The sequence below is a fragment of the Hydrogenophaga intermedia genome (assembly GCF_023715105.1).
Lineage (GTDB): Bacteria > Pseudomonadota > Gammaproteobacteria > Burkholderiales > Burkholderiaceae_C > Hydrogenophaga > Hydrogenophaga intermedia_A.
The window spans coordinates 186,477-209,490 of record NZ_JAMBNO010000006.1 but is presented as its reverse complement, the minus strand read 5'-3'; the positions used below and the strand labels follow the sequence as shown (position 1 = coordinate 209,490).

The 23,014-nt window shown below is 68.5% G+C and carries 19 protein-coding genes; 8 read left to right on the top strand and 11 right to left on the bottom strand.

The window, feature by feature from the left end; all coding sequences use genetic code 11:
* Nucleotides 1-69: 69 nt before the first annotated feature.
* The 4 genes from M3149_RS07745 to phaC form a co-directional block, all read right to left on the bottom strand.
* Nucleotides 70-318, bottom strand: coding sequence for a hypothetical protein (locus M3149_RS07745; RefSeq protein ID WP_251708763.1), 249 nt, complete (start codon nucleotides 316-318; stop codon nucleotides 70-72).
* A 104-nt stretch (nucleotides 319-422) separates the two neighbouring features.
* Complete coding sequence (gene phbB / locus M3149_RS07740) at nucleotides 423-1,160, bottom strand: acetoacetyl-CoA reductase (RefSeq protein ID WP_251708762.1); 738 nt, start codon at nucleotides 1,158-1,160, stop codon at nucleotides 423-425.
* A 53-nt stretch (nucleotides 1,161-1,213) separates the two neighbouring features.
* Nucleotides 1,214-2,392: an acetyl-CoA C-acetyltransferase gene (locus M3149_RS07735; RefSeq protein ID WP_251708761.1), complete on the bottom strand. Its 1,179-nt coding sequence runs from the start codon at nucleotides 2,390-2,392 to the stop codon at nucleotides 1,214-1,216.
* Between the two features lie 29 nt (nucleotides 2,393-2,421).
* The gene (gene phaC / locus M3149_RS07730) at nucleotides 2,422-4,224 is read right to left on the bottom strand and encodes a class I poly(R)-hydroxyalkanoic acid synthase (RefSeq protein ID WP_251708760.1); all 1,803 of its coding nucleotides are present in this window, start codon (nucleotides 4,222-4,224) and stop codon (nucleotides 2,422-2,424) included.
* Between the two features lie 116 nt (nucleotides 4,225-4,340).
* Here phaC and M3149_RS07725 point away from each other — a divergent pair, with 116 nt between their 5' ends.
* The gene (locus M3149_RS07725; protein WP_251708759.1) at nucleotides 4,341-4,649 is read left to right on the top strand and encodes a hypothetical protein; all 309 of its coding nucleotides are present in this window, start codon (nucleotides 4,341-4,343) and stop codon (nucleotides 4,647-4,649) included.
* On the opposite strand, the gene pgeF is transcribed toward M3149_RS07725, so the two are convergent.
* From pgeF to smc, 7 genes are all read right to left on the bottom strand, one after another.
* The gene (pgeF, locus tag M3149_RS07720) at nucleotides 4,569-5,342 is read right to left on the bottom strand and encodes a peptidoglycan editing factor PgeF (protein WP_251708758.1); all 774 of its coding nucleotides are present in this window, start codon (nucleotides 5,340-5,342) and stop codon (nucleotides 4,569-4,571) included. The genes M3149_RS07725 and pgeF overlap by 81 nt on opposite strands.
* Before the next feature lie 15 nt (nucleotides 5,343-5,357).
* Entirely contained in the window at nucleotides 5,358-5,999 is a 642-nt protein-coding gene (gene maiA, locus M3149_RS07715; RefSeq protein WP_251708757.1) for a maleylacetoacetate isomerase, read from the bottom strand.
* 33 nt (nucleotides 6,000-6,032) lie between these two features.
* Nucleotides 6,033-7,139 carry an alkene reductase gene (locus M3149_RS07710; RefSeq protein ID WP_251708756.1) on the bottom strand — a complete coding sequence of 369 codons (1,107 nt, stop codon included), beginning with the start codon at nucleotides 7,137-7,139 and terminating at the stop codon, nucleotides 6,033-6,035.
* A 135-nt stretch (nucleotides 7,140-7,274) separates the two neighbouring features.
* Nucleotides 7,275-7,814: a peptide deformylase gene (def, locus tag M3149_RS07705; protein ID WP_251708755.1), complete on the bottom strand. Its 540-nt coding sequence runs from the start codon at nucleotides 7,812-7,814 to the stop codon at nucleotides 7,275-7,277.
* The gene (ligA, locus tag M3149_RS07700) at nucleotides 7,811-9,898 is read right to left on the bottom strand and encodes an NAD-dependent DNA ligase LigA (RefSeq protein WP_251708754.1); all 2,088 of its coding nucleotides are present in this window, start codon (nucleotides 9,896-9,898) and stop codon (nucleotides 7,811-7,813) included. The genes def and ligA overlap by 4 nt, the downstream gene beginning before the upstream one ends.
* Nucleotides 9,895-11,034, bottom strand: coding sequence for a cell division protein ZipA C-terminal FtsZ-binding domain-containing protein (locus M3149_RS07695; RefSeq protein WP_251708753.1), 1,140 nt, complete (start codon nucleotides 11,032-11,034; stop codon nucleotides 9,895-9,897). The genes ligA and M3149_RS07695 overlap by 4 nt, the downstream gene beginning before the upstream one ends.
* A 13-nt stretch (nucleotides 11,035-11,047) precedes the next feature.
* Entirely contained in the window at nucleotides 11,048-14,566 is a 3,519-nt protein-coding gene (gene smc / locus M3149_RS07690; RefSeq protein ID WP_251708752.1) for a chromosome segregation protein SMC, read from the bottom strand.
* Between the two features lie 252 nt (nucleotides 14,567-14,818).
* Here smc and M3149_RS07685 point away from each other — a divergent pair, with 252 nt between their 5' ends.
* From M3149_RS07685 to M3149_RS07655, 7 genes are all read left to right on the top strand, one after another.
* Complete coding sequence (locus M3149_RS07685; protein WP_251708751.1) at nucleotides 14,819-15,580, top strand: MHYT domain-containing protein; 762 nt, start codon at nucleotides 14,819-14,821, stop codon at nucleotides 15,578-15,580.
* A gap of 70 nt (nucleotides 15,581-15,650) precedes the next feature.
* Nucleotides 15,651-16,874: a succinyldiaminopimelate transaminase gene (gene dapC / locus M3149_RS07680; protein WP_251708750.1), complete on the top strand. Its 1,224-nt coding sequence runs from the start codon at nucleotides 15,651-15,653 to the stop codon at nucleotides 16,872-16,874.
* A 46-nt stretch (nucleotides 16,875-16,920) separates the two neighbouring features.
* Complete coding sequence (gene dapD, locus M3149_RS07675) at nucleotides 16,921-17,745, top strand: 2,3,4,5-tetrahydropyridine-2,6-dicarboxylate N-succinyltransferase (protein WP_251708749.1); 825 nt, start codon at nucleotides 16,921-16,923, stop codon at nucleotides 17,743-17,745.
* A 25-nt stretch (nucleotides 17,746-17,770) separates the two neighbouring features.
* Nucleotides 17,771-18,928 (top strand): PilT/PilU family type 4a pilus ATPase, encoded by a 1,158-nt coding sequence (locus M3149_RS07670; RefSeq protein WP_251708748.1) that lies wholly within the window; start codon nucleotides 17,771-17,773, stop codon nucleotides 18,926-18,928.
* An 8-nt stretch (nucleotides 18,929-18,936) separates the two neighbouring features.
* Nucleotides 18,937-20,109 carry a succinyl-diaminopimelate desuccinylase gene (gene dapE / locus M3149_RS07665; protein ID WP_251708747.1) on the top strand — a complete coding sequence of 391 codons (1,173 nt, stop codon included), beginning with the start codon at nucleotides 18,937-18,939 and terminating at the stop codon, nucleotides 20,107-20,109.
* A 28-nt stretch (nucleotides 20,110-20,137) separates the two neighbouring features.
* Nucleotides 20,138-21,013: a 50S ribosomal protein L3 N(5)-glutamine methyltransferase gene (prmB, locus tag M3149_RS07660; protein WP_251708746.1), complete on the top strand. Its 876-nt coding sequence runs from the start codon at nucleotides 20,138-20,140 to the stop codon at nucleotides 21,011-21,013.
* Entirely contained in the window at nucleotides 21,010-22,995 is a 1,986-nt protein-coding gene (locus M3149_RS07655) for an ABC-F family ATP-binding cassette domain-containing protein (RefSeq protein WP_251708745.1), read from the top strand. Before prmB ends, M3149_RS07655 begins: the two co-directional genes overlap by 4 nt.
* Nucleotides 22,996-23,014 lie beyond the last annotated feature (19 nt).

Genomic DNA, 23,014 nt, shown 5'->3' with positions numbered 1-23,014 from the left:
GCCTGTGCCAAGCCGCAGCCCTATCGCCCAACTGGCCTCGCATGCTGCGCAACCTCGCCGTCAACGCAATCAGAGAGCCGGCACCACGACTGACCGCTGGCTGAAAACGAATATTTCAGGGCCGACTGTGTAGGCATAGCTCACGGCCTGCCAGTCGCTGGCCAGCACAACGGGGCCATGCAGCATCAGGTGCCCGCGGTGTTGCTCCGAGGTGATCTTTTCGCCCTTGCGCAGCAACAGGGTGCCCTTGGGGTCCCAGATGTTGATGGGAACGGGTTGGTTCAGCTCGAACGACTCGAGGGGCAATGGCCGGTACATACCGGCACTCTAGAGCGCCCGGCCCGGGGCGATGCGTGAAATACCACCGTAAAAGGCGCGCAAAAAACCCCGCCGCAGCGGGGTGTGCGGCGGGGCGCGGGCCCTCAGCCCATGTGCAGGCCGCCGTTCACCGAGAAATCGGCACCGGTGGAATAGCCGGCTTCGTCGCCCGCCAGCCAGGCAATGATGGACGCGATCTCGCTGGGCTCGCCCAGGCGCTTGACGGGCACGGTGGCCACGATCTTTTCCAGCACGTCGGGTCGGATGGCCTTGACCATGTCGGTGCCAATGTACCCCGGGCTCACGGTGTTCACCGTGACGCCCTTGTTGGCCAGCTCCTGCGCGAGCGCCATCGTGAAGCCGTGCATGCCGGCCTTCGCGGCCGAGTAGTTGGTCTGGCCGGCCTGGCCCTTCTCGCCGTTGACCGAGCTGATGTTGATGATGCGGCCCCAGCCTTTTTCCACCATGTCGGGCACGACCTGTTTGGTCACGTTGAACATGGAGTTCAGGTTGGTGCTGATGACGGCGTCCCAGTCATCGCGCGTCATTTTGAGGAACATGCGGTCGCGCGTGATGCCGGCGTTGTTGACCAGCACGTCGATGGAGCCGTGCTCGGCCTTGGCCTTGGAAAAAGCAGCCACGGTCGAATCCCACTCGGCCACATTGCCCACGCTGGCATAGAAGGTGTAACCCAGTGCCTTCTGCTCGTCGATCCACTTGGTGAAATCGCGCGTGGGGCCGCAGCCCGCGATGACCTTGAAGCCCTCCTTGTGCAGGCGCTGGCAGATGGCGGTGCCGATGCCGCCCATGCCGCCGGTAACGTATGCAACCTTCTGTCCCATGTTGACCTTCTTTCTATGTGTCGTTGTTGAATGGATTCATGCTAGCCGCGGCTTCAGCGCTCCACAGCAAGGGAAACCCCCATGCCGCCGCCAATGCACAGCGCGGCCAGGCCACGCTTGACGTCGCGGCGCTGCATCTCGTGCAGCAGCGTCACCAGCACGCGGCAACCCGACGCACCGATCGGGTGCCCGATGGCAATGGCCCCACCGTTGACGTTCACGCGTGCGGGGTCGATGTCCAGCGCCTTGTTCACCGCGCAGGCCTGGGCCGCAAAGGCTTCGTTGAGTTCGAACAGGTCGACGTCGGCGGCCTTCCAGCCGGCGCGCGCCAGGGCCTTCTGCGAGGCCGGCACCGGGCCCATGCCCATGGTGGCCGGGTCCAGCCCGCTGGTGCCGAAGGCGGCGATGCGCGCCAGCGGTTTCAGGCCAAGCGAGGCTGCTTTTTTCGCGCTCATCACCACCACCGCGGCAGCTCCGTCGTTGATGCCGCTGGCGTTGCCCGCCGTCACGCTGCCCGCCTTGTCGAAGGCAGGGCGCAAGCCGGCCAGGGCCTCGGCATTGGTCTTCTTGTTGATGAATTCGTCGGCGTCGAACACCAGCGGATCGCCCTTCTTCTGCGGAATGCTCACGCCCACGATCTCGGCCTTGAACTTGCCGGCGTCCTGCGCGGCAGCAGCCTTTTGCTGGCTGGCCAGGGCCAGCGCGTCCTGCATCTCGCGCGTGATGCCGTGCGCCTTGGCCACGTTCTCGGCCGTGATGCCCATGTGGTACTGGTTGTAGACGTCCCACAGGCCGTCCACGATCATGGTGTCGGTCATCTTCCAGTCGCCCATGCGCTGGCCGTCGCGGCTGCCATTGAGCACATGCGGCGAGGCGCTCATGTTCTCTTGACCACCGGCGATCACGATCTCGCTGTCTCCGGCGTTGATGGCCTGGGCCGCGAGCATCACGGCCTTCAGGCCCGAGCCACACACCGCGTTGATGGTGAGCGCCGGCGTCTCCTTGGCCACACCGGCCTTCATCATGGCCTGGCGCGCAGGGTTCTGGCCGACACCGGCCGCCAGCACCTGGCCCATGATCACCTCACCGATGGCGTCGTTGGGCAGGCCGGTGCGCTCCAGCAGCGCCTTGATCACGATGCTGCCCAGCTCGGTGGCCGGGGTCTTGGCCAGCGTGCCGCCGAACTTGCCGACGGCGGTGCGGGCGGCGGCGACGATGACGATGTCTTCCATGGGGGTCTCCAACGGTTTGAGAAACAGGTTCAGGCTTTCGCCTTGACGTAACGGCCCGGGGCAGGCTCGATCGCGGTGTAGGCCCGCGCGCGGCCATAGGCCTTGGGCGCGGGAATCTGCTTGCCGGCCAGGGGCTTGAGCCACGCGGCCCAGTCGCCCCACCAGCTGCCGGGGTGTTCGGTGGCGTTGGCGATCCAGTCCTTCACGTCCGCGGGGAAGCTGGTGCCGTTGCTTGTCCAGTGGCTGCGCTTGCCCTTGCTCGCGGGGTTGATGACGCCCGCAATGTGGCCCGAGGCGCCCATCACGAAGCGCTTCTTGCCCGGGAACACCTGTGTACTGCCGTAGGCGCCGCCGATGGGCACGATGTGGTCCTCGCGCGAGCCGTAGATGTAGATCGGCAGCTTGACCTTGCGGAAATCGATCTTCTGGCCGCAGACCGTGACCTTGCCCGGCTTGATGAGGTCGTTCTGCAGGTACATGTGGCGCAGGTACCAGGCGTAATACGGGCCGGGCAGGTTGGTGCTGTCGGAGTTCCAGTACAGCAGGTCGAAGGGCGGCGGTGTCTCACCCTTCAGGTAGTTGCCCACCACGTAGTTCCACACCAGGTCGTTCGGGCGCAGGAAGCTGAAGGTGGTGGCCAGGTCGCGACCGGGCATGAGGCCCCCGTTGGCGAACTGGATTTCGCGGAACTTGACGAAGTTCTCGTCGATGAAGAGATCGAGCACACCGGTGTCGCTGAAGTCGATCAGCGTGGTGAGCAGCGTGGCGCTGTTCACCTTGTCCTCACCGCGGCCGGCCAGCACGGCCAGTGCCGTGCCCAGCATGGTGCCGCCGACGCAAAAGCCCAGGGCGTTGATGTCTTTCGCGCCACTGATGTCGCGCACCGTGTCGATGGCCTTGATGACGGCGTGCTCGATGTAGTCGTCCCAGGTCTTGCCGCCCAGCGATTCGTCGGGGTTGCGCCAGCTCACCACGAAGGTGCGGTGGCCCTGCTCCACCGCATAGCGGATGAAGGAGTTGTCGGGCTGCAGATCGAGGATGTAGAACTTGTTGATGCACGGCGGCACCAGCAGGAACGGCCGCTCGTACACCTTGGCGGTGAGCGGCTTGTATTCGATGAGCTGGAACAACTCGTTCTCGAATACCACCGCGCCTTCGGTGGTGGCCACGTTCTTGCCCACTTCGAACACGCTCTCGTCCGTCATCGAGACATGGCCCTGCTTCATGTCCTTGAGCAGGTTGGCTACGCCCTTGGCGATGCTCTCGCCGTGGGTCTCGATCGCGCGCTTCTGCGCCTCGACGTTGAAGGCCAGGAAGTTGCTCGGCGCGCTGGCATCGATCCACTGCTGAACGGCAAAGCGCACCCGGGCGCGGATCTTGGCGTCGCCCTGCACCGCGTCGGCCATGGCCATGAGCGTGCGCGCATTGAGCAGGTAGGTGGCCGCGGTGAAGGCCGCCACCGGATTGGCGGACCAGGCATCGCTGGCGAAACGGCGGTCGCCTGCGGGCTGCACCGCCAGGCCCTGGTTCCACAGCGCGGCCGCTTCCTTCAGGTAGTTCTGCTGGATCTCGAGCAGCTGCGCCGGGTCGATGTTCACGGCCTGGCCAGCGGCCTGCTGGAACAGGTCACCCAGCGCGGGCATGCCCATGGGCGAGGCGCCCTGTGCGGGCGGCATGAAGGCGCGAAAAGCGGCCATCGGGTCAACCACGCCAGCGCCGGCCGCGCCGGGCATGGCCTGCGCCATCTGCGACCACTGCTGCACCAGGTTCTGCTGCCACTGCTGTGCGGCCTGCGCCCAGTCGGTGGTGTCTTTTTCCTTGCCTGATGCCATGCCTGTCTCCTCAGCTATCGCGAGCGGCCTACAGTTCGGCCGTTGTCCCCAAGTGGTCTGAAGTATCCCTGCGCCAGCTGTCAAACGCTTGACGCAGCTCAACCCGAAAGCAAGCCGTGTACCTGATCGTGATCGGTTGGATGTATGTCGTCCTGATGATGTCGGTGGCCGAGGCCACAAACACGACCGGCTCGGTGCTTGGGGCCATTGTGACCTTTTTTCTTTACGGTCTGCTGCCCGTCGCGATCATCGTTTACGTGATGCGCACGCCCCAGCGCCGGCGCGCCATCAAGGCACGCGAGGCGGCCGAGGACGCCGAGCGCGCGGCGGCAGAGCGTGGGGGCTCAATCCCTCCAGATGCAGGCGGCGAAGCGGCCGGTGCTGCCGAGGCGAGTGGCGTCGCGGCGGTGCGAAAAGAACCGTGACGGCTGGCTGACGGTGCACCAGGCGGCGCCGCCGTCGTTGCCGTGCACCGAGGCCACGCCGGCCGAGCGCAGCCGCTGGCGCGCGAGCGCGGGCAGATCGGCCCACCACTTGCCGGGCGTGGTGTGGGTGCGGAAGTGGGCCCGCGCTGCCGGATCGGCCGCCACGAAGGCAGCGTGCACCTCGTCGCCCACCTCGAAGGCGGTCGGGCCGATGGCCGGGCCAAGCCATGCGATCACCTCACCGGGGCCTGCGGCGGCGCGCAGCGCCTGCAACGTCGCCTCCAGCACACCGCTCACCAGACCGCGCCAGCCGGCGTGTGCCGCGGCCACGGCCCGGCCGCTGGCGTGCGCAAACAGCACCGGCAGGCAGTCGGCCACCATGATGGTGGCGGCCACGCCGGGCGCAGTCACCAGCGCCGCATCGGCCACAGCGCCGTCGGGCGTGGTGGCATCGAGCGGTATCCATGCCGTGCCGTGTACCTGCTGCAGAAACACCGGGCGCGCCGGCGCGGTGAGTCCGGCGAGCGCTGCGCGGTTGGCGGCCACGGCCGCCGGTTCGTCGCGCACGTGATCGCCCAGGTTGAAGCTGTCGAAGGGGGCGGCAGACACGCCGCCGTTACGCGTGGTGCACAGCGCGCGAACGCCCGCGGGCGCGGGCCACTCGGGGGTGAAATGCCCGGGCCCGGTCGTCACGGCGTGATCCTGGCTTCAGGCCTCGGCATCGGGGCAGGCCGACGGCTGGCTTTTCTGGAAGGCCTCGTGCTGCATGCAGGCGTCGAACACGGCCATGGTGCGGTCCAGGCCACTGAAATCGACCTTGAAGCGCTGGCCGTTGAAGATCTGCGGTACCAGGCAGCAGTCGGCCAGGGTGGGCGCGTCGCCGTGGCAATAACGGCCCGTGGGCCCGGCCGCGAGCTGCTTCTCGAACGCTTCCAGACCGGTGCGCACCCAGTGGCGGTACCAGGTGTTCTTGGGCTCTTCGGCGACCTTGAGCTCGTGCACCAGGTACTTGAGCACACGCAGATTGTTGATCGGGTGGATCTCGCAGGCCACGATCTGCGACAACGCGCGAACGCGGGCGCGGCCCAGTGCGTCGGTGGGCAGCAGGCGCGCGCCGGGCTGGGTTTCGTCGAGGTACTCGATGATGGCCATCGACTGCGTCAGGCGCGTGCCATCGTCGAGTTCGAGCGCGGGCACCAGGCCCTCGGCCAGCACATCGGCCCAGGCGGCCTGCTTGTGTTCGCCCTTGGCGATGTGCACCGGCACGTACTCATAGGGCAGGCCCTTGAGTGCGAGCGCGATGCGCACGCGAAACGAGGCCGAGGAGCGGAAGTAGTTGTAGAGCTTCATGGCCCCCGAGGATAACGCCGGGGGCCCGCTGGCTCAGGCAGTGGCAAGCGTCGGGTAATCGGTGTAGCCCTTTTCGCCGCCACCGTAGAACGTGTTCTTGTCGGGCGGGTTGAACGGACCACCGCGGCGCAGGCGCTCCACCAGGTCGGGGTTGGCGATGAAGGGTTTGCCGAAGGCCACGAGGTCGGCACCTTCGCGCAGCGACTGTTCGGCCAGCGGCAGGTCGTAGCCGTTGTTGACCATCCAGGCACCCTGCCCGCCCGCGGCGCGCCAGGCCCGGCGCAGCGCGGCGTAGTCGAACGGTCGGCCGTCCACCTCGCGCGGGCCGCCGGTGGCGCCTTCGATGACGTGGATGTAGGCCAGGCCCAGGGCCCCCAGCTCGCGCACCACGTGCTCGAACAGCGGCTGCGGATCGGCGTCCACCACGTCGTTTGCGGGTGTGACGGGCGACAGGCGAATGCCGGTGCGCCCGGCACCGATGGCGCCGACGACGGCACGCACCACCTCGAGCAGCAGGCGCGCGCGGTTGGCGATGGAGCCACCGTAGTCGTCGGTGCGCTGGTTGGCCCCGGTCTTGAGGAACTGGTCGAGCAGGTAGCCGTTGGCGGCGTGGATCTCCACGCCGTCGAAGCCGGCCTCGATGGCGGCCAGCGCGGCGCGGCGGTAGTCCTCGACGATGCCGGGCAGCTCGCTGGTGGCCAGCGCGCGCGGCTCGGACACGTCCACGAAGGTGGGCTTGCCGTCAATGATGAGCACGGTCTTGGTGTTGGCGCGGATCGCCGAGGGCGCGACGGGTGCGCCCTTGCCCGGCTGCAGTTCGGTGTGCGACACGCGGCCCACGTGCCACAGCTGCGTGACGATGGTGCCGCCAGCGGCGTGCACCGCATTGGTCACCTGCTTCCAGCCGGCGATCTGCTCGGGGCTGTAGAGGCCCGGCACGTCGGCGTAGCCCTGGCCCTGGTGGCTGATGGCCGTGGCCTCGGTGATCAGCAGGCCGGCGCTGGCGCGCTGGCGGTAGTAGGTGGCCATGAGCGGCGTGGGCACGGCGTTCGGCGCGCGGTTGCGCGTGAGCGGCGCCATCACGACGCGGTTCTTGAGCTTCAGGTCACCCGCAACGGCGGGTTCGAACAAGGTGGTCATCGGGGGTTCTCCAGCAAAAACAACGCGGCCCGTGAGCCGCATGCGGTGCATTGTGGAGAGGGAAGCCGGAACGTGTGTGAACCGCCGCAAAGGCCTTACCCGATGTGCGGACGGCCGGCCACCCGCTTGCAGGCTTCAGTCGTCGTCGTTCGCGTCCAGCCCGGGGAACAACACCTCGGTGAAGCCGAAGCGGGTGAAGTCGCGCACCCGCATGGGGTACAGCGTGCCCCAGAGGTGGTCGCACTCATGCTGCACCACCCGCGCATGGAAACCCTCGGCCTCGCGGTCGATGGCGCGGCCGAACTCGTCGAAGCCCTGGTAGCGGATGCGCCGCCAGCGCGGCACCACGCCACGCAAGCCCGGCACCGAAAGGCAACCCTCCCAGCCCTCTTCTTCCTCGTCGGACAGCGGCGTGATCACCGGGTTGATGAGCGTGGTGCGCGGCACGATGGGAGCGTCGGGGTAGCGCGGGTTGGGCGCGCCGCTGCCGAAGATCACGACCTGCAGATCGACCCCGATTTGCGGCGCCGCCAGGCCCGCGCCGTTGGCCGCGGCCATGGTGTCCTTCAGGTCCGCCACCAGCGTGTGCAACGCGGGCGTGTCGAAGGCGGTCACGGGCTGCGCGTGGCGCAGCAGGCGCGGGTCGCCCATCTTCAGGATGGTGTGAATCGTCATGCGGTGTCCTTGGTCGCGTCGAGCAGCGCGAGCATCGTGGCTTCGTCGATCACCGCCACGCCGAGTTCCTGCGCCTTGTCCAGCTTGCTGCCGGCATCGGCGCCCGCCACCACGTAGTCGGTTTTCTTGCTCACCGAGCCGGCCACCTTGGCGCCAGCGGCTTCGAGCATCGCCTTGGCGTCCTCGCGCTTGAGCGTGGGGAAGGTGCCGGTGAGCACGAAGGTCTTGCCCAGCAGGGGTTGCGGTGTGTTCTGCGCGCCCTCGCCTTCGGGCCACTGCACGCCGGCGGCGCGCAACTGCTCCACCACCTCGCGGTTGTGCGGCTGCTCGAAGAAGGTGCGGATGCTCTGCGCCACCACGGGGCCGACGTCGTTGACCTGCAGCAGCGCGTCGACGCTGGCTTCCATGATGCGGTCAAGGCTGCCGAAGTGCTTGGCCAGGTCCTTGGCGGTGGCCTCTCCCACGTGGCGAATGCCCAGGCCGAAGAGGAAGCGCGGCAGCGTGGTGTGTTTGCTCTTGTCCAGCGCGTCGAGCACGTTCTGCGCCGATTTCTCGGCCATGCGCTCGAGCGCGGCGAGCGCCGTGAAGCCGAGCTTGTAGAGATCGGGCAGGGTCTTGATGAGCCCGCTGTCCACCAACTGCTCGACCAGCTTGTCGCCCAGGCCCTCGATGTCGACCGCGCGCCGTTGCGCGTAATGCAGGATGGCCTGCTTGCGCTGCGCGGCGCAGAACAGGCCGCCGGTGCAGCGGTGGTCAGCCTCGCCCTCCTCGCGCACGGCCGCGCTGCCGCACACCGGGCAGTGCGCGGGCATGGTGAAAGGCTCCGGGTTGCCGACACGCTTGTCGACCAGCACCGAAACGACCTCGGGGATCACATCGCCCGCGCGGCGCACGATCACGGTGTCACCCACGCGCACGTCCTTGCGGCGCGCTTCCAGCTCGTTGTGCAAGGTGGCGTTGGTCACCGTGACGCCGCCCACGAACACCGGTGCGAGCTTGGCCACCGGGGTGAGCTTGCCGGTGCGGCCAACCTGCACGTCGATCGCCACCACGGTGGTGAGCTGTTCCTGCGCCGGGTACTTGTGCGCCACGGCCCAGCGTGGCTCGCGTGTGACGAAGCCCAGACGCTGTTGCAGCGCCAGGCTGTTGACCTTGTAGACCACGCCGTCGATGTCGTAGGGGAGCTGGTCGCGCTGTTCGCCGATGCGGCGGTGAAAAGCCACGAGTTCATCGGCACCCACGCACACCGCGGTTTGCGCGGCGACCGGAAAGCCCCAGGCCTTCAGGCGCATCAGCCAGCCATGCTGGGTTTGCGGTGCGTCGGCGTCGCCCACCACCTCACCCCAGCCGTAGACGAAGAAGCTCAACGGCCGTTGCGCGGCAATGGCCGAATCGAGCTGGCGCACGGCACCGGCCGCGGCATTGCGCGGGTTGACGAAGGTCTTCTCGCCCTTGGCGCCAGCAGCAATCTTTGCGCGCTGGCGCTCGTTGAGGGCCTCGAAGTCATCGCGCCGCATGTAGACCTCGCCACGCACCTCCAGCACGTCGGGTACGCCCTCAGGCAAGCGCAAGGGTATCTGCCCGATGGTGCGCACGTTGTGCGTCACGTCTTCACCGGTCTCACCGTCGCCACGCGTGGCGGCGCGCACCAGCACGCCGTGCTCGTAGCGCAGGCTCATGGCCAGGCCATCGAACTTGAGCTCGGCCACGTATTCCACCGGCGGTTCGCCCTCGGCCAGGCCGAGTTCGCGGCGCACGCGCGTATCGAACGCCACCGCGCCGCTGGCTTCCGTGTCGGTTTCGGTGCGGATGCTGAGCATGGGCACCGCGTGTCGCACCGGCGTGAGCTCCTTGAGCACGGTGCCCCCCACGCGCTGCGTGGGCGAATCGGGCGTGATCAGCTGCGGGTGCGCTGCTTCGAGCGCCTGCAGCTCGCGAAACAGGCGGTCGTACTCGGCGTCGGGGATTTCGGGTGCGTCGAGCGTGTAGTACAGGTGCGCGTGGTGGTGCAGTTGTGCGCGCAGCGCAGCCGCGCGTTCGGCCGGCGCCGCAGGCGTCGGCTCGGCGAACAGATCAGGGGTCATGAGAACAGGCGGCGCGCCTGTGGCGAACCCGCCGAGAGGTCGCGCGCATCGAGCGCGTCGTACAGGGCCTCGAGGTCGGCGCCGATGCGGTCCATGGTGTCGGCCGACAGCGGCGCGCCACTGTCGTCGGTGACCACGCCGTCCATGGCCTCGGCCAGGGCTTGCGCGGCCTGGCGCAGGCGCAGAAAGGGCTGCTCGGCACGCGTCACGTGCGTCACCTCCAGCGACAAGCTCACCTCGCGCAGCGCGCTCTGCTCCGGGTCGTCGGCCATGGCGGCCTGGGGATCGAAGCCGAGCACCAGCACCGGCGGCAGGCCGGGCTGCGAGGCCGACAGCACCATGCGCCCGGGCAGCGCCCCGGCCACGAAGCCGATCTGTGCCGCGTGCTGGGCCACGTAGCCCGGACTCCAGGCGGCGCGGCGCGCGCGCAAGGTAATGCCGAGCTGCGCGTCGTGCCCGCTGGCGAAGGCATCGAGCTCGCGCGCGCGCGCCACCTCGGCCCGCATGTCCGGGAAATCGGGCGTGGCACCCACGGCATCGGCGAAGGCCTGGGCCTTGACCACGAATTCGGAGAACTCGATGTCGTTGAGCGCGCCGGCACGGTTGGCGAGCTGAACACCGGCCTGCAAGGCGCGGTAGCGCTGGCCGGGGCGAGGGCTTTCCCAATCGTTGCCGTTGAGCGGCAGGCCTTCCACCGCAAAGGGTTTGCTGCCCACGCGGCGCGTGGCCGGCAGCGCGGCGAGCACCGCCTCGCCCGAGACCTCGGTCTCCAGCGCCAACGGCGCGATGACGTCGATCAGCGCATCCAGCGCGGGCGTGGCCCGGCGCTCGCCCATGGGCAGCACGGGCGCCATGGGTGCGGGGGCGGCGTCGTGATCGGCCATCAGCGCCGCGGGAACCGTGGGCACCTCGGCACTGCCTTCGGGTTCGCCATCGTCCAGCACCGGCTCGCGGCGTTCGGCCAAAGGGCCGCCCAGGGCGTCGAGGGAGGGCTCGATGGGCTCGGCGGTGGCCGCCGTCCCGCGCTCGCGCACCGTGCGTGGGGCGTTCTGGCGCGTCACCCAGGCGTTGTAGGCCACCACGGCGGCCAGCACCAGCCCGCCGATGACCGCCAGACCGATTTGCAGGCTGTTCATGGGCGGGCGGTCCTCAGGTCGGTTCCAGCATGCCGGCGGCGGACTCCATGTCCACCGCCACGATGCGCGAGACGCCCTGCTCCTGCATGGTCACGCCAATGAGTTGCTGCGCCATTTCCATCGCGATCTTGTTGTGGCTGATGAAGAGGAACTGTGTTTCCTTGCTCATGGCGGTCACGAGCTTTGCGTAGCGCTCGGTGTTGGCGTCGTCCAGCGGCGCGTCCACCTCGTCGAGCAGGCAGAACGGCGCCGGGTTGAGCTGGAAGATGGCGAACACCAGCGCGATGGCGGTGAGCGCCTTCTCGCCGCCCGAGAGCAGGTGAATGGTCTGGTTCTTCTTGCCGGGTGGCTGGGCCATCACCTGCACGCCGGCGTCCAGGATTTCCTCGCCCGTCATCACCAGCCTGGCGTTGCCGCCGCCGAAGAGCTCGGGGAACATCTTGCCGAAGTGCTGGTTGACGGTCTCGAAGGTGGAGCCGAGCAGGTCGCGCGTCTCGTTGTCGATCTTCTTGATCGCGTCTTCGAGGGTGTTGATGGCCTCGTTGAGGTCCGCCGACTGCGCATCGAGGAAGGTCTTGCGCTCGCGCGCGGCGGTGAGCTCATCGAGTGCGGCGAGGTTGACCGCGCCGAGCGCCTGGATGTCGCGGTGCAGCCGGTCGATCTCGCCCTGCAGACCGGCCAGCCGCACGTTGCCTTCGGTGATGCTCTGCGCAATCGCGGCGCGATCGGCCTGCGCTTCGTCGAGCATCTGGCTGTACTGCTCCACGCCCAGGCGCGCGGCCTGCTCCTTGAGCTGAAAGTCGGTGATGCGGCTGCGCAGTGGCTCCAGCTCGCGCTCGAGCTGCAGGCGACGCTCGTCGCTGGCGCGCAGCTTCATCGTGAGATCGTCGTACTGGCTGCGCAGTGCCGCCAGGGCCTGCTCGCGCTCGGCCTTGGCGGCCAGCGCGGTCTGCAGGCCGGCCTGGGCGGCGGCGTCGCTCAGGCGCGCGAACTCGTCGCGTGCGCGCTGTTCCTCGTCCACCAGCGCTTTTTCTTGCTGGCCGGCGGTGTCGATGGCGCGCTGCAGTTCGGCCTGGCGCGCCTGCAGGCTGCGCAGCGAGAACGCGGCCTCCTGCGCGGTACGCTCCAGCGCGCGCTGCTGCTCGCGCGCCTGGTTGAGCTTGCGCTCGGCCTCGATCACGGCATCGTCGAGCTGGGCGTGTCGCTCCTGGCTGTCGGCGAGCTGCATGTCCAGCTCTTCGAAGCGGGCTTCGGCCGTCACCCGCCGCTCCTGCAGGTCTTCAAGCTGCTGGTCGACCTCGGCCAGATCGGAGCCGATCTGCTCGCTGCGCGCACGGGTCTGCTCGGCCTGCTGCGTCAGGCGCATGGCTTCCACCTGCAGCTCGTGCGCGCGGCCCTGGGCCTCGGCGGCCTCGCGGCGCGCGCCCACCAGGCGCTGCGAGGCTTCGCTGTACGCGGCCTCGGCTCGCACCAGCGCGGCGCGCGCCTGCTCGGCGATCAGCACCTGGGCCTTGAGCTGCTTGTCCAGGTTCTCGATTTCCTGTGCGCGCGCCAGCAGGCCGGCCTGCTCGTTGTCGGGCGCGTAGAAGGCCACGCTGTGCGCGCTGACGGCGTGGCCGCTGGCCACAAAAATGGTTTCGCCAGCCTGCAGCTGCGCGCGCTGGGCCAGGGCTTCGTCCAGGCTGGCCGCGCTGTAGCAACCGCGAAGCCAGTCGCCCAACAAGGCTTGCTGCGCGGCGTCGTTCAGGCGCAGCCAGCTGGCCAGCGGCTTGAGCGCACCCTGGCCCGGGTTCACGGCGGCGCCGGGCGGTGGCTGGTAGAAGGCCAGGCGCGTGGGCGGCGCGTCGGTGGCGAAGGCGCGCACCATCTCCAGGCGCGACACCTCGAGCGCGCCCAGACGCTCACGCAGCGCGGCTTCGAGCGCGTTCTCCCAACCCGGCTCCACATGGATGCGGCTCCACAAGCCCTGCAAGCCATCGAGCCCATGCTTCGCGAGCCAGGGCTTGAGCTTGCCGTCGGTGCGCACCTTTTCCTGCAACGCCTTGAGCGCTTCCAGGCGAGCGCTCAGGTCGGCCTGCTTCGCCGACTGGCTGTTCACCTCGGTCTGGGCCTGGCGGCGCGCCTCGTCCAGCTGCGGCACCTGGTCCTGCAGGTCGTGCAGGCGGGCGTCGGTTTCTTCGGCCAGGGCCTGCGCCGTCTGCAAAGCACTGGTGGCGTTGAGCAGGCGCGCTTCATCGGGCGCGGCGAGCGCGTTGCGGTCGGCCGCGAGGCGTTCGCGGCGTTGGCTCAGGCCGCGGGTCTGCTCCTCGATGCTGCGCTGCTCGGCCGCCAGCACCTGGATTTGCTGCTGCACCTGCCCCACGGCCGTGCGTTGCTCATTGGCCCGGGCCTGCGCCGCGCGCAATGCGTCTTCCAACGCGGGCAGCGCGCCGGCCTGCTCCTCGCCCTGCGCCGCCAGCACCACGGATTGCTCCTCGGCGGCGACCATCTTCTCGGCGATCTGCTCCAGTTCCACCGACGCGTCCTGCGTGCGCGTGGACCAGGAGGCGATCTGCTCCTTGAGCTGTGCCAGGCGCTGCTCCACACGCTGACGGCCTTCCACCACGAAGCGGATCTCGGCCTCGAGCTTGCCGACCTCGGCGCTGGCCTCGTAGAGCTTGCCCTGGGCCTGGTTCACCTGATCGCCCGCGGCGTAGTGCGCCTGGCGGATGGTCTCCAGTTCGCTTTCGATGCGGCGCAGGTCGGCGGTGCGCGACTCCAGGTCGTTCACGGCCTGGGCAGCGTCCTTCTGGACGCGCGCCTGGTCCGCCTCGGCCTCGGCGCGCTTGAGGAACCACAGCTGGTGCTGCTTGAGCGTGGCCGACGCGTTGAGCGCGTGGTACTGGGCGGCCACTTCGGCCTGCTTTTCCAGCTTGTCGAGGTTGGCGTTGAGCTCGCGCAGGATGTCTTCCACCCGCGTGAGGTTCTCGCGCGTGTCCGCCAGGCGGTGGGCGGTCTCGCGCCGGCGCTCCTTGTACTTGGAGACGCCCGCGGCTTCCTCGAGGAACAGGCGCAACTCTTCGGGCTTGCTCTCGATGATGCGGCTGATGGTGCCCTGGCCGATGATGGCGTAAGCGCGCGGGCCCAGGCCGGTGCCGAGGAACACGTCCTGCACGTCGCGGCGGCGCACCGGCTGGTTGTTGATGTAGTAGCTGCTGGTGCCGTCGCGCGTGAGCACGCGCTTGACGGCGATTTCGGTGAACTGGCCCCACTGGCCGCCGGCGCGGTGGTCGCTGTTGTCGAACACCAGCTCCACGCTGGCGCGGCTGGCCTGCTTGCGGCTGGTGGTGCCGTTGAAGATCACGTCCTGCATGGATTCACCACGCAGCTCGGACGCCTTGGACTCGCCGAGCACCCAGCGGACCGCGTCCATGATGTTTGACTTGCCGCAACCGTTGGGCCCCACCACACCGACCAGCTGGCCGGGGAGCATGAAGTTGGTGGGTTCGGCGAAGGACTTGAAGCCGGAGAGCTTGATCGAGTTGAGACGCACGGCGCGGTCCGGGGATGTCGGCGTTGGCAGGGGAGCGTCGGCCCGTTCGGACCGACGCGGGATGATACCTGCGGCCCCCGTGCCGCCCGGCGGGGCGCTGGCAGCCTGGGCTCACCCGATCAAATGTGAACTGATCGGTGCATTTTTTAACGGCCTAGGCCAAAAGATGCCGATGCAGGCTTGTTCGACTGGCAGCATGCCAACAGAATCGCGCCCGTCTTACATACCCAAGCACCCCACGGAGCGCGCCACATGAACACCATCGTCAACACCACCTGGGATCCGGGCCTCATCGCCCTGTCCTTCGCTTTCGCCGTGGTCGGCTCTTTCGTCGCCTTGAGCGCCGCCACCCGGCTGTATGCGAGCAGGGGCCGCCTGGACTGGATCAACGTGCTGGCAGTGGGCGTGGCCCTGGGCGGCGTGGGCGTGTGGTCCATGCACTTCATCGGCATGCTGGCACTGCGCCTGGACGTGGGCAGCAGCTACTCGATGCTGGAGACCTTCACCTCACTCGCGGTGGCGGTGGCCGCCACGGCCGGCTCGGTGGCGATGGCCGCGCGCCGGCCCGACAGCCTGCCCCGGCTGCTGATGGCGGGTCTCCTGCTCGGCATGAGCGTGGTGGTGATGCACTACCTCGGCATGTTCGGGCTCAAGATCTACGGCTTCATCTCGTGGGACATGGCTTTGGTCGGTGCGTCCATGCTGATCGCCGTGGTGGCCGCCACCGCCGCCCTCTGGCTGGCGTTCAACAGCCCCACGCTGGGCCGGCGCGTGGCCGCCTCGCTCGCCATGGGCGTGGCCGTGTGTGCGATGCACTACACCGGCATGGCCGCCGCCGAATTCGTGTGCACGACCAGCGAGCGCACCGCCATTCCCCAGGGCGCGGGCTACATCTCGTCCTTCAGGTTGCCCCTGCTGGTGATCGGCACCACGGTCATGCTCACGCTGCTGCTCTCGCTGGACCAGCTCTTCCAGCACCTGCGCACGCGCGCCGTGCGCCTGCGCGGCGCCTGACTGCCGGGGCGGCCGCACCGAAGCCCGATGCCCGGGGGCGGTATCGGCCCAGCGCCGATAATCGCCCGCCATGAACCCCCTGCTCCAGCGGCTGCAGCCCTACCCCTTCGAACGGCTGCGCCGGCTCTTCGCGGGCGTCACGCCCTCGCCCGCCCACCGTCCCATCAGCCTGGGCATCGGCGAACCCAAGCACGCCGCGCCCGATTTCCTCAAGCGCGCCCTGGCCGATGCGCTGGCCAACGGCCTTTCAGCCTACCCCGCCACCGCGGGCGAGCCGCGCCTGCGCGAGGCCTGTGCGGGTTGGGTGCAGCGGCGCTACGGCGTGGCGCTGGACCCTGCCACCCAGGTGCTGCCGGTGAACGGTTCGCGCGAGGCGCTGTTCGCGTTTGCGCAGGTGGTGATCGACCCGACGCAGGCTGGCGCCACGGTGCTCTGCCCCAACCCCTTCTATCAAATCTACGAAGGCGCCACGCTGCTCGCGGGCGCCCAGCCGCACTATGTGCCCAGCGTGGCGGCGCGCAATTTCGCGGTCGACTGGGACGGCGTGCCCGAGGCGGTGTGGGCCCGCACGCAGCTCATCTACGTGTGCTCGCCCGGCAACCCGGCGGGCGCGGTGATGCCGCTGGACGAGTGGCGCAAGCTGTTCGACCTGAGCGACCGATACGGCTTCGTGATCGCCTCCGACGAGTGCTACAGCGAGATCTACTTCCGCGACGAAGCCCCGCTGGGCGGCCTGCAGGCCGCGGCGCAACTCGGTCGCAGCGATTTCAAGCGCCTGGTGGCCTTCACCAGCCTGTCCAAGCGCAGCAACGTGCCCGGACTGCGCAGCGGCTTCGTGGCCGGCGATGCCGAGCTGATGAAGGCCTTCCTGCTCTATCGCACCTACCACGGCGGCGCCATGAGCCCGGTGGTGCAGGCCGCCAGCGTGGCCGCCTGGAACGACGAGGCCCATGTGGTGGAGAACCGGCGCCTGTACCGCGAGAAGTTCGCGCAGGTCACACCCTTGCTGGCCGACGTGCTCGACGTCGCGTTGCCCGACGCGTCCTTTTACCTGTGGGCCGGCGTGCCGGCGCGCTTTGCGCAGCACACCCCGGGCCAAAGTGCCGATGAAGCCTTCGCCCGTGAACTGCTCGCTCAATACAATGTGACCGTCCTGCCGGGCAGCTATCTCGCGCGCACCGTGCAGGATGTCAACCCGGGTGCCGGCCGTGTGCGCCTGGCCCTGGTGGCTGGCGTGGACGAATGCCTCGAAGCCGCCCACCGCATCGCCGATTTCTGCCGCGCCAACGCCTGACCCCTCGTCCACCGCTCAACGCTCAACCCTCAACGCCCGACGTTTCATGTCCCAGCAACTGCAATCCATCATCGACACCGCGTGGGACAACCGCGCCTCCCTCTCGCCCGCCGCTGCGCCGAAGGAAGTGCTCGACGCCGTCGAGCACGTGATCGCCGAACTCAACAAGGGCCGCCTGCGCGTGGCCACGCGCCAGGGCGTGGGCCAGTGGACGGTGCATCAGTGGATCAAGAAGGCGGTGCTGCTCTCGTTCCGCCTGAAGGACAACGAGGTGATGCGCGCCGGCGATCTCGGCTTCTTCGACAAGGTGCAGACCAAGTTCGCGCACCTCGATGCCGAGCAGATGAAGGCCACCGGCGTTCGCGTGGTACCACCGGCCGTGGCCCGCCGCGGCAGTTTCATCGCCAAGGGCGCCATCCTGATGCCCAGCTACGTCAACATCGGCGCCTATGTGGACGAAGGCACCATGGTCGATACCTGGGCCACCGTGGGCAGTTGCGCCCAGGTTGGCAAGAACGTGCACCTCTCGGGCGGCGTGGGTCTGGGTGGTGTGCTCGAGCCGCTGCAGGCCAACCCGACCATCATCGAAGACAACTGCTTCATCGGCGCGCGTTCCGAGGTCGTCGAAGGCGTCATCGTCGAGGAAAACTCGGTGATCAGCATGGGCGTGTACATCGGCCAGAGCACCCCGATCTACGACCGCGCCACGGGCGAGGTGAGCTACGGCCGCGTGCCCGCGGGCTCGGTGGTCATCAGCGGCAGCCTGCCCAAGGACGGCGGCAAGTACAGCCTGTACGCGGCCATCATCGTCAAGCGCGTGGACGCGCAGACGCGCGCCAAGACCAGCCTGAACGACCTCCTGCGAGACTGAGTTCAACCCAACCAAAGGGAACGGCATGAGCAGCGGAACGATGGAGCGCATCCTGCGCCTGATGGCCGAGAAGAAGGCCTCGGACGTGTATCTCACGGCCCATGCGCCGGCGATGATCAAGATCAACGGCCAGGTGATCCCGATCAACAGCCAGGTGCTGCCGCCGGATGCGCCGCGCAACCTGCTCGCCGAGATCGTGCCGCCCACGCGCATCGAGGAGCTGGTGGAGACCGGCGAACTCAACATGGGCGTGCCGCTCGAAGGCCTGGGCAACTTCCGCGTGAGCGCGCTGCGCCAGCGCGGCTCCATCGCCGTGGTGATCCGCTACGTGCCGAGCGACATTCCCCCGCTGGACACGCTCAACGTGGCGCCGATCCTGGGCGACCTGATCATGGACAAGCGCGGCCTGATCCTGATGGTGGGCGCCACCGGCGCGGGCAAGAGCACCACGCTGGCCGCCATGATCGACCACCGCAACGAGCGCGTCAGCGGCCACATCCTCACCGTCGAAGACCCGATCGAATACACCTACCGCAACAAGCGCTCGGTCATCAACCAGCGCGAGATCGGGCCCGACACCGCCTCGCTGCAGACCGCGCTCAAGAATGCGCTGCGGCAGGCGCCCGACGTGATCCTGATCGGCGAGATCCGCGACCGCGAAACGATGTCGGCGGCGCTGGCCTACGCACAGTCGGGCCACCTGGTGCTGGCCACCCTGCACGCCAACAACAGCTACCAGGCGCTCAACCGCATCCTGAGCTTCTACCCGGTGGAGGTGCGCCCCACCATGCTGGGCGACCTGTCGGCCGCCTTGCGCGCGATCGTCTCGCAGCGCCTGCTTCGCACACCTGCGGGCTCGCGCGTGCCCGCCATGGAAGTGCTGCTGAACACAGCGCTCATCTCCGACCTTATCCAGAAGGCCGACTTCTCCGGCGTGCGCGACGCCATGGAGAAATCGCTGGCCGAAGGCTCTCAGACCTTCGAACAGGACCTGGCGCGCCTGATCCATGAGGGCCTGGTCTCGCGCGAAGAGGGCCTGGCCAACGCCGACTCGCCCAACAACCTGCTCTGGCGCCTGCAGAACGACTTCCAGCCCAGCACCGCGCCGGGCATGGACGGGCACGAGGAAGAAGCCACCGACGCCCCCTCGTTCACCGAGTTCACGCTGGACGTCAAGTTCTGACCGACCTCATGTCCGACACCCTGCGCCTGGCCGAAGCCCTGATCGCCCGCCCGTCCGTCACGCCGCGCGACGAAGGCTGCCTGGACCTGATCGCCGCGCGCCTGAAGCCCCTGGGCTTTGCCTGTGAACGGCTGGACAGCGGACCCGATGACTTTCGCGTGAGCAACCTCTGGGCGCGCCGCGGCACCGGCGAGCGCCCCACGCTCATCTTTGCCGGCCACACCGACGTGGTGCCCACCGGCCCGCGCGAAGCCTGGGCCAGCGACCCCTTCGTGCCCAGCCACCGCGACGGCAAGCTCTACGGCCGCGGGGCAAGCGACATGAAGACCTCGATTGCCGCAATGGTGGTGGCCTGCGAGCGCTTTCTGGCCGAGCAGCCCGACCCGGGCATCGACATCGCCTTTCTGCTCACCAGCGACGAAGAAGGCCCGGCGCTGGACGGCACGGTGGTGGTGTGCGAGGCGCTCAAGGCGCGCGGCGAGCGGCTCGACTGGTGCATCGTCGGCGAGCCCACCTCGGTGCAACGCACCGGCGACATGATCAAGAACGGCCGCCGCGGCACGCTGAGCGGCAAGCTCACCGTCAGGGGCGTGCAGGGTCACATCGCCTATCCGCACCTGGCACGCAACCCGATTCACCTGGCTGCGCCTGCGCTCGCAGAACTCGCCACCACCGAGTGGGACCGCGGCAACGCGTACTTCCCGCCCACCAGCTGGCAGATCAGCAACATCCACGGCGGCACGGGTGCCACCAACGTGATCCCGGGCAGCGTGGTGATCGATTTCAACTTCCGCTTCAGCACCGAGCGCACGCCCGAGTCGCTGCAGGCGCAGGTGGTCGAAATCCTCGCGCGCCACGGCCTGCGACCCGACGCCGACCATCACATCGCCTGGACGCTTGGTGGGCGGCCTTTTCTCACCACCCCGGCTGCGCTGGTGGAGGCAGTGCGCGATGCGATCCGCGACGAGACCGGCATCGAGACCGAACTCTCCACCACCGGCGGCACCAGCGACGGGCGCTTCATCGCGCAGGTCTGCCCGCAGGTGATCGAACTCGGCCCGCCCAACGCCACCATCCACAAGATCGACGAGCACGTGGTGCTCGCCGACATCGAACCCCTGACCGCGATCTACCGCCGCACGCTGCACAACCTGCATGTGCACGCGACGCAGACCGCCTGAACCCCAGCGGCACACGCCGCCCGACCCCGTGAACCTGAACGAACTGCTGGCCCAGGCCGAAGCCCGCCTGGACGCCGCGAACCTGGCCTATGGCCACGGCACCACCAACGCGCATGACGAAGCCGCCTGGCTGGTGTTGTGGCGACTGGGTCTGCCGCTGGATGCCGACCTCGACGCGCTCGCCGAACGTGCCGTCACCGACGACGAGTCTCGCGCCGTGAACGAGCTGATCGAGCGCCGCATCAACACCCGCGAGCCCGCGGCCTACCTCACGGGCGAGGCGTGGCTGCAAGGCGTGCCCTTCCACGTGGACCGGCGCACCATCGTGCCGCGCAGTTTCATTGCCGAACTCATCGCCGACGGCAGCATCGACCCCTGGCTGAGCGACGCCACGCGCGACGTGCTCGACCTGTGCACTGGCAACGGCAGCCTGGCAGTGCTGGCCGCCATGGCCTGGCCCGAGGTGCGCGTGACTGGCGCCGACCTCTCGGCCGACGCACTGGCTGTGGCGCGCATCAACGTGGACAGACACGGCCTGCAGGACCGCATTGCGCTCGTGCCGAGCGACGGCCTGGCCGCTTGCCCCGGGCCCTGGGACCTGATCCTGTGCAACCCTCCCTACGTGAACGCGCAGAGCATGGCTGCTCTGCCTGCCGAGTACCGCGCCGAGCCCGAACTCGCCCTGGCCGGCGGCGACGACGGCATGGACTTCGTGCGCGCACTGCTGCGCGATGCGCCACGCTGCCTTCGCGCACAGGGCGTGCTCGTGCTGGAAATCGGCAACGAACGCTCGTTCTTCGAAGCCGCCTTCCCGCAACTGAATCCGGTGTGGATGAGCACCAGCGCAGGCGATGACCAGGTGCTGCTGCTCACGCGCGAGATGATCATGGGAGACGCACGATGATCACCCTTCGCGATGTGGTGCTGCGCCGCGGCGCCAAGGTGCTGCTCGACGGCGCCTCGCTCACCATCAACCCGGGTGAAAAGGTCGGCCTCGTGGGCCGCAACGGCGTCGGCAAATCGAGCCTGTTCCGCCTGCTCGACGGCACCCTGCACGAAGACAAGGGCGACTTCCATGTGCCCGCGCAGTGGCGCATGGCGCAGGTGGCGCAGGACATGCCCGAGACCGACCAGAACGCGACGCGCTTCGTGGTGGAAGGCGACGTGACGCTGCTAGCCGCCGAGCGCGAGGTGACCGAAGCCGAGGCCAGCGACGATGGTGAGCGCATGGCCCACGCCTACATGGCACTGCACGACGCCGGCGCGCACGACGCCACCGCGCGCGCGCAGGCCCTCATCCTCGGCCTGGGTTTCAAGCTCGACGAACTAGAACGCCCGGTCAACAGCTTCTCCGGCGGATGGCGCATGCGCCTGCAACTGGCGCGCGCGCTCATGTGCCCGAGCGAACTGCTGCTGCTCGACGAACCCACCAACCACCTCGACCTGGACGCCCTGGTCTGGCTCGAAGCCTGGCTGCAGCGCTACCCGGGCACGCTGCTCGTCATCAGCCACGACCGCGAGTTCCTCGACACGGTTACTGACGTCACCGTGCACATCGAGCACGCGCAGCTCAAGCGCTACGGCGGCAACTACAGCCGCTTCGAAGACATGCGCGCCGAGCAGATTGCGCTGCAGCAGGCTTCGTTCGCGCGCCAGCAGGACAAGATCGCCCACCTGCAGAAGTTCATCGATCGCTTCAAGGCCAAGGCCAGCAAAGCCAAGCAGGCACAAAGCCGCGTGAAGGCGCTGGAGCGCATGGAGCGCATCGCGCCGGTGCTGGCCGACGCCGAATTCACGTTCGAGTTCAGCGAACCCGCCAACCTGCCCAACCCCATGCTGGTGCTGCAGGACGTGGATTTCGGCTACCCCGGCGAAGACGGCGGGCCGCCCGTCACCATCGTGCGCGGCGTCAACCGCTCGGTCCTCGCGGGCCAGCGCATCGGCATCCTGGGCGCCAACGGCCAGGGCAAGTCCACGGTGGTCAAGACCATCGCGCGTACCCTGGCGCCGCTGGCCGGCACCGTCACCGAAGGCAAGGGCCTGAGCATCGGCTACTTCGCGCAGCAGGAACTCGATGTGCTCAGCCCACGCGACAACCCGCTGGAGCACATGATCCGGCTGGTCAAGGAGACCACCGCGCAAGGCCGCCTGAGTGGGCAGCCCACGCGCGAGCAGGATCTGCGCAGCTTCCTGGGCAGCTTCAATTTCACCGGCGATCAGGTGTTCCAGGCCGTGGGCAGCATGAGCGGTGGCGAGAAAGCGCGCCTGGTGCTGTGCATGATCGTCTGGCAACGCCCCAACCTGCTGCTGCTCGACGAGCCCACCAACCACCTCGACCTCGCCACGCGCGAGGCGCTGTCGGTGGCGCTCAACGAGTTCGAAGGCACGGTGATGCTGGTGAGCCACGACCGCTCGCTGCTGCGCGCGGTGTGCGACGAGTTCTGGCTCGTCTCGCGCGGCGGCATCTCCCCGTTCGACGGCGACCTCGACGACTACCAGCGTTACCTGCTGGACGTGGCCAAACAGGCGCGCGAGGCCCAGCGCGAGCAAGCCCGCGCGGCCGAGCCGTCCGCATCCGCATCCGCATCCGCAGCCGCACCCGCGCCCGCGCCGGCCGTGGTGGACCGCCGCGCCGACGCCCAGCGCCAGAAGGAACTCAACGAGCGCCTGCGCCCCTTGAAGAAGGAACTGGCGCAGGTGGAGCAGCGCATGGCACAGCTGGGCGAGCAACGCAGCCGCATCGAAGCCGAGCTCATGGCCACACAGGACCCGGCCCGCCTTGCGCAGGCCGGCCGCGAGCTCAAGGCCATCGATCAGGAGAACAGCGAGCTCGAAGGCCGCTGGCTGGAACTCACCGAAGCCATCGAGCAGCCGGCGATACCCTGACACCCCGGCGCCGCCCGGG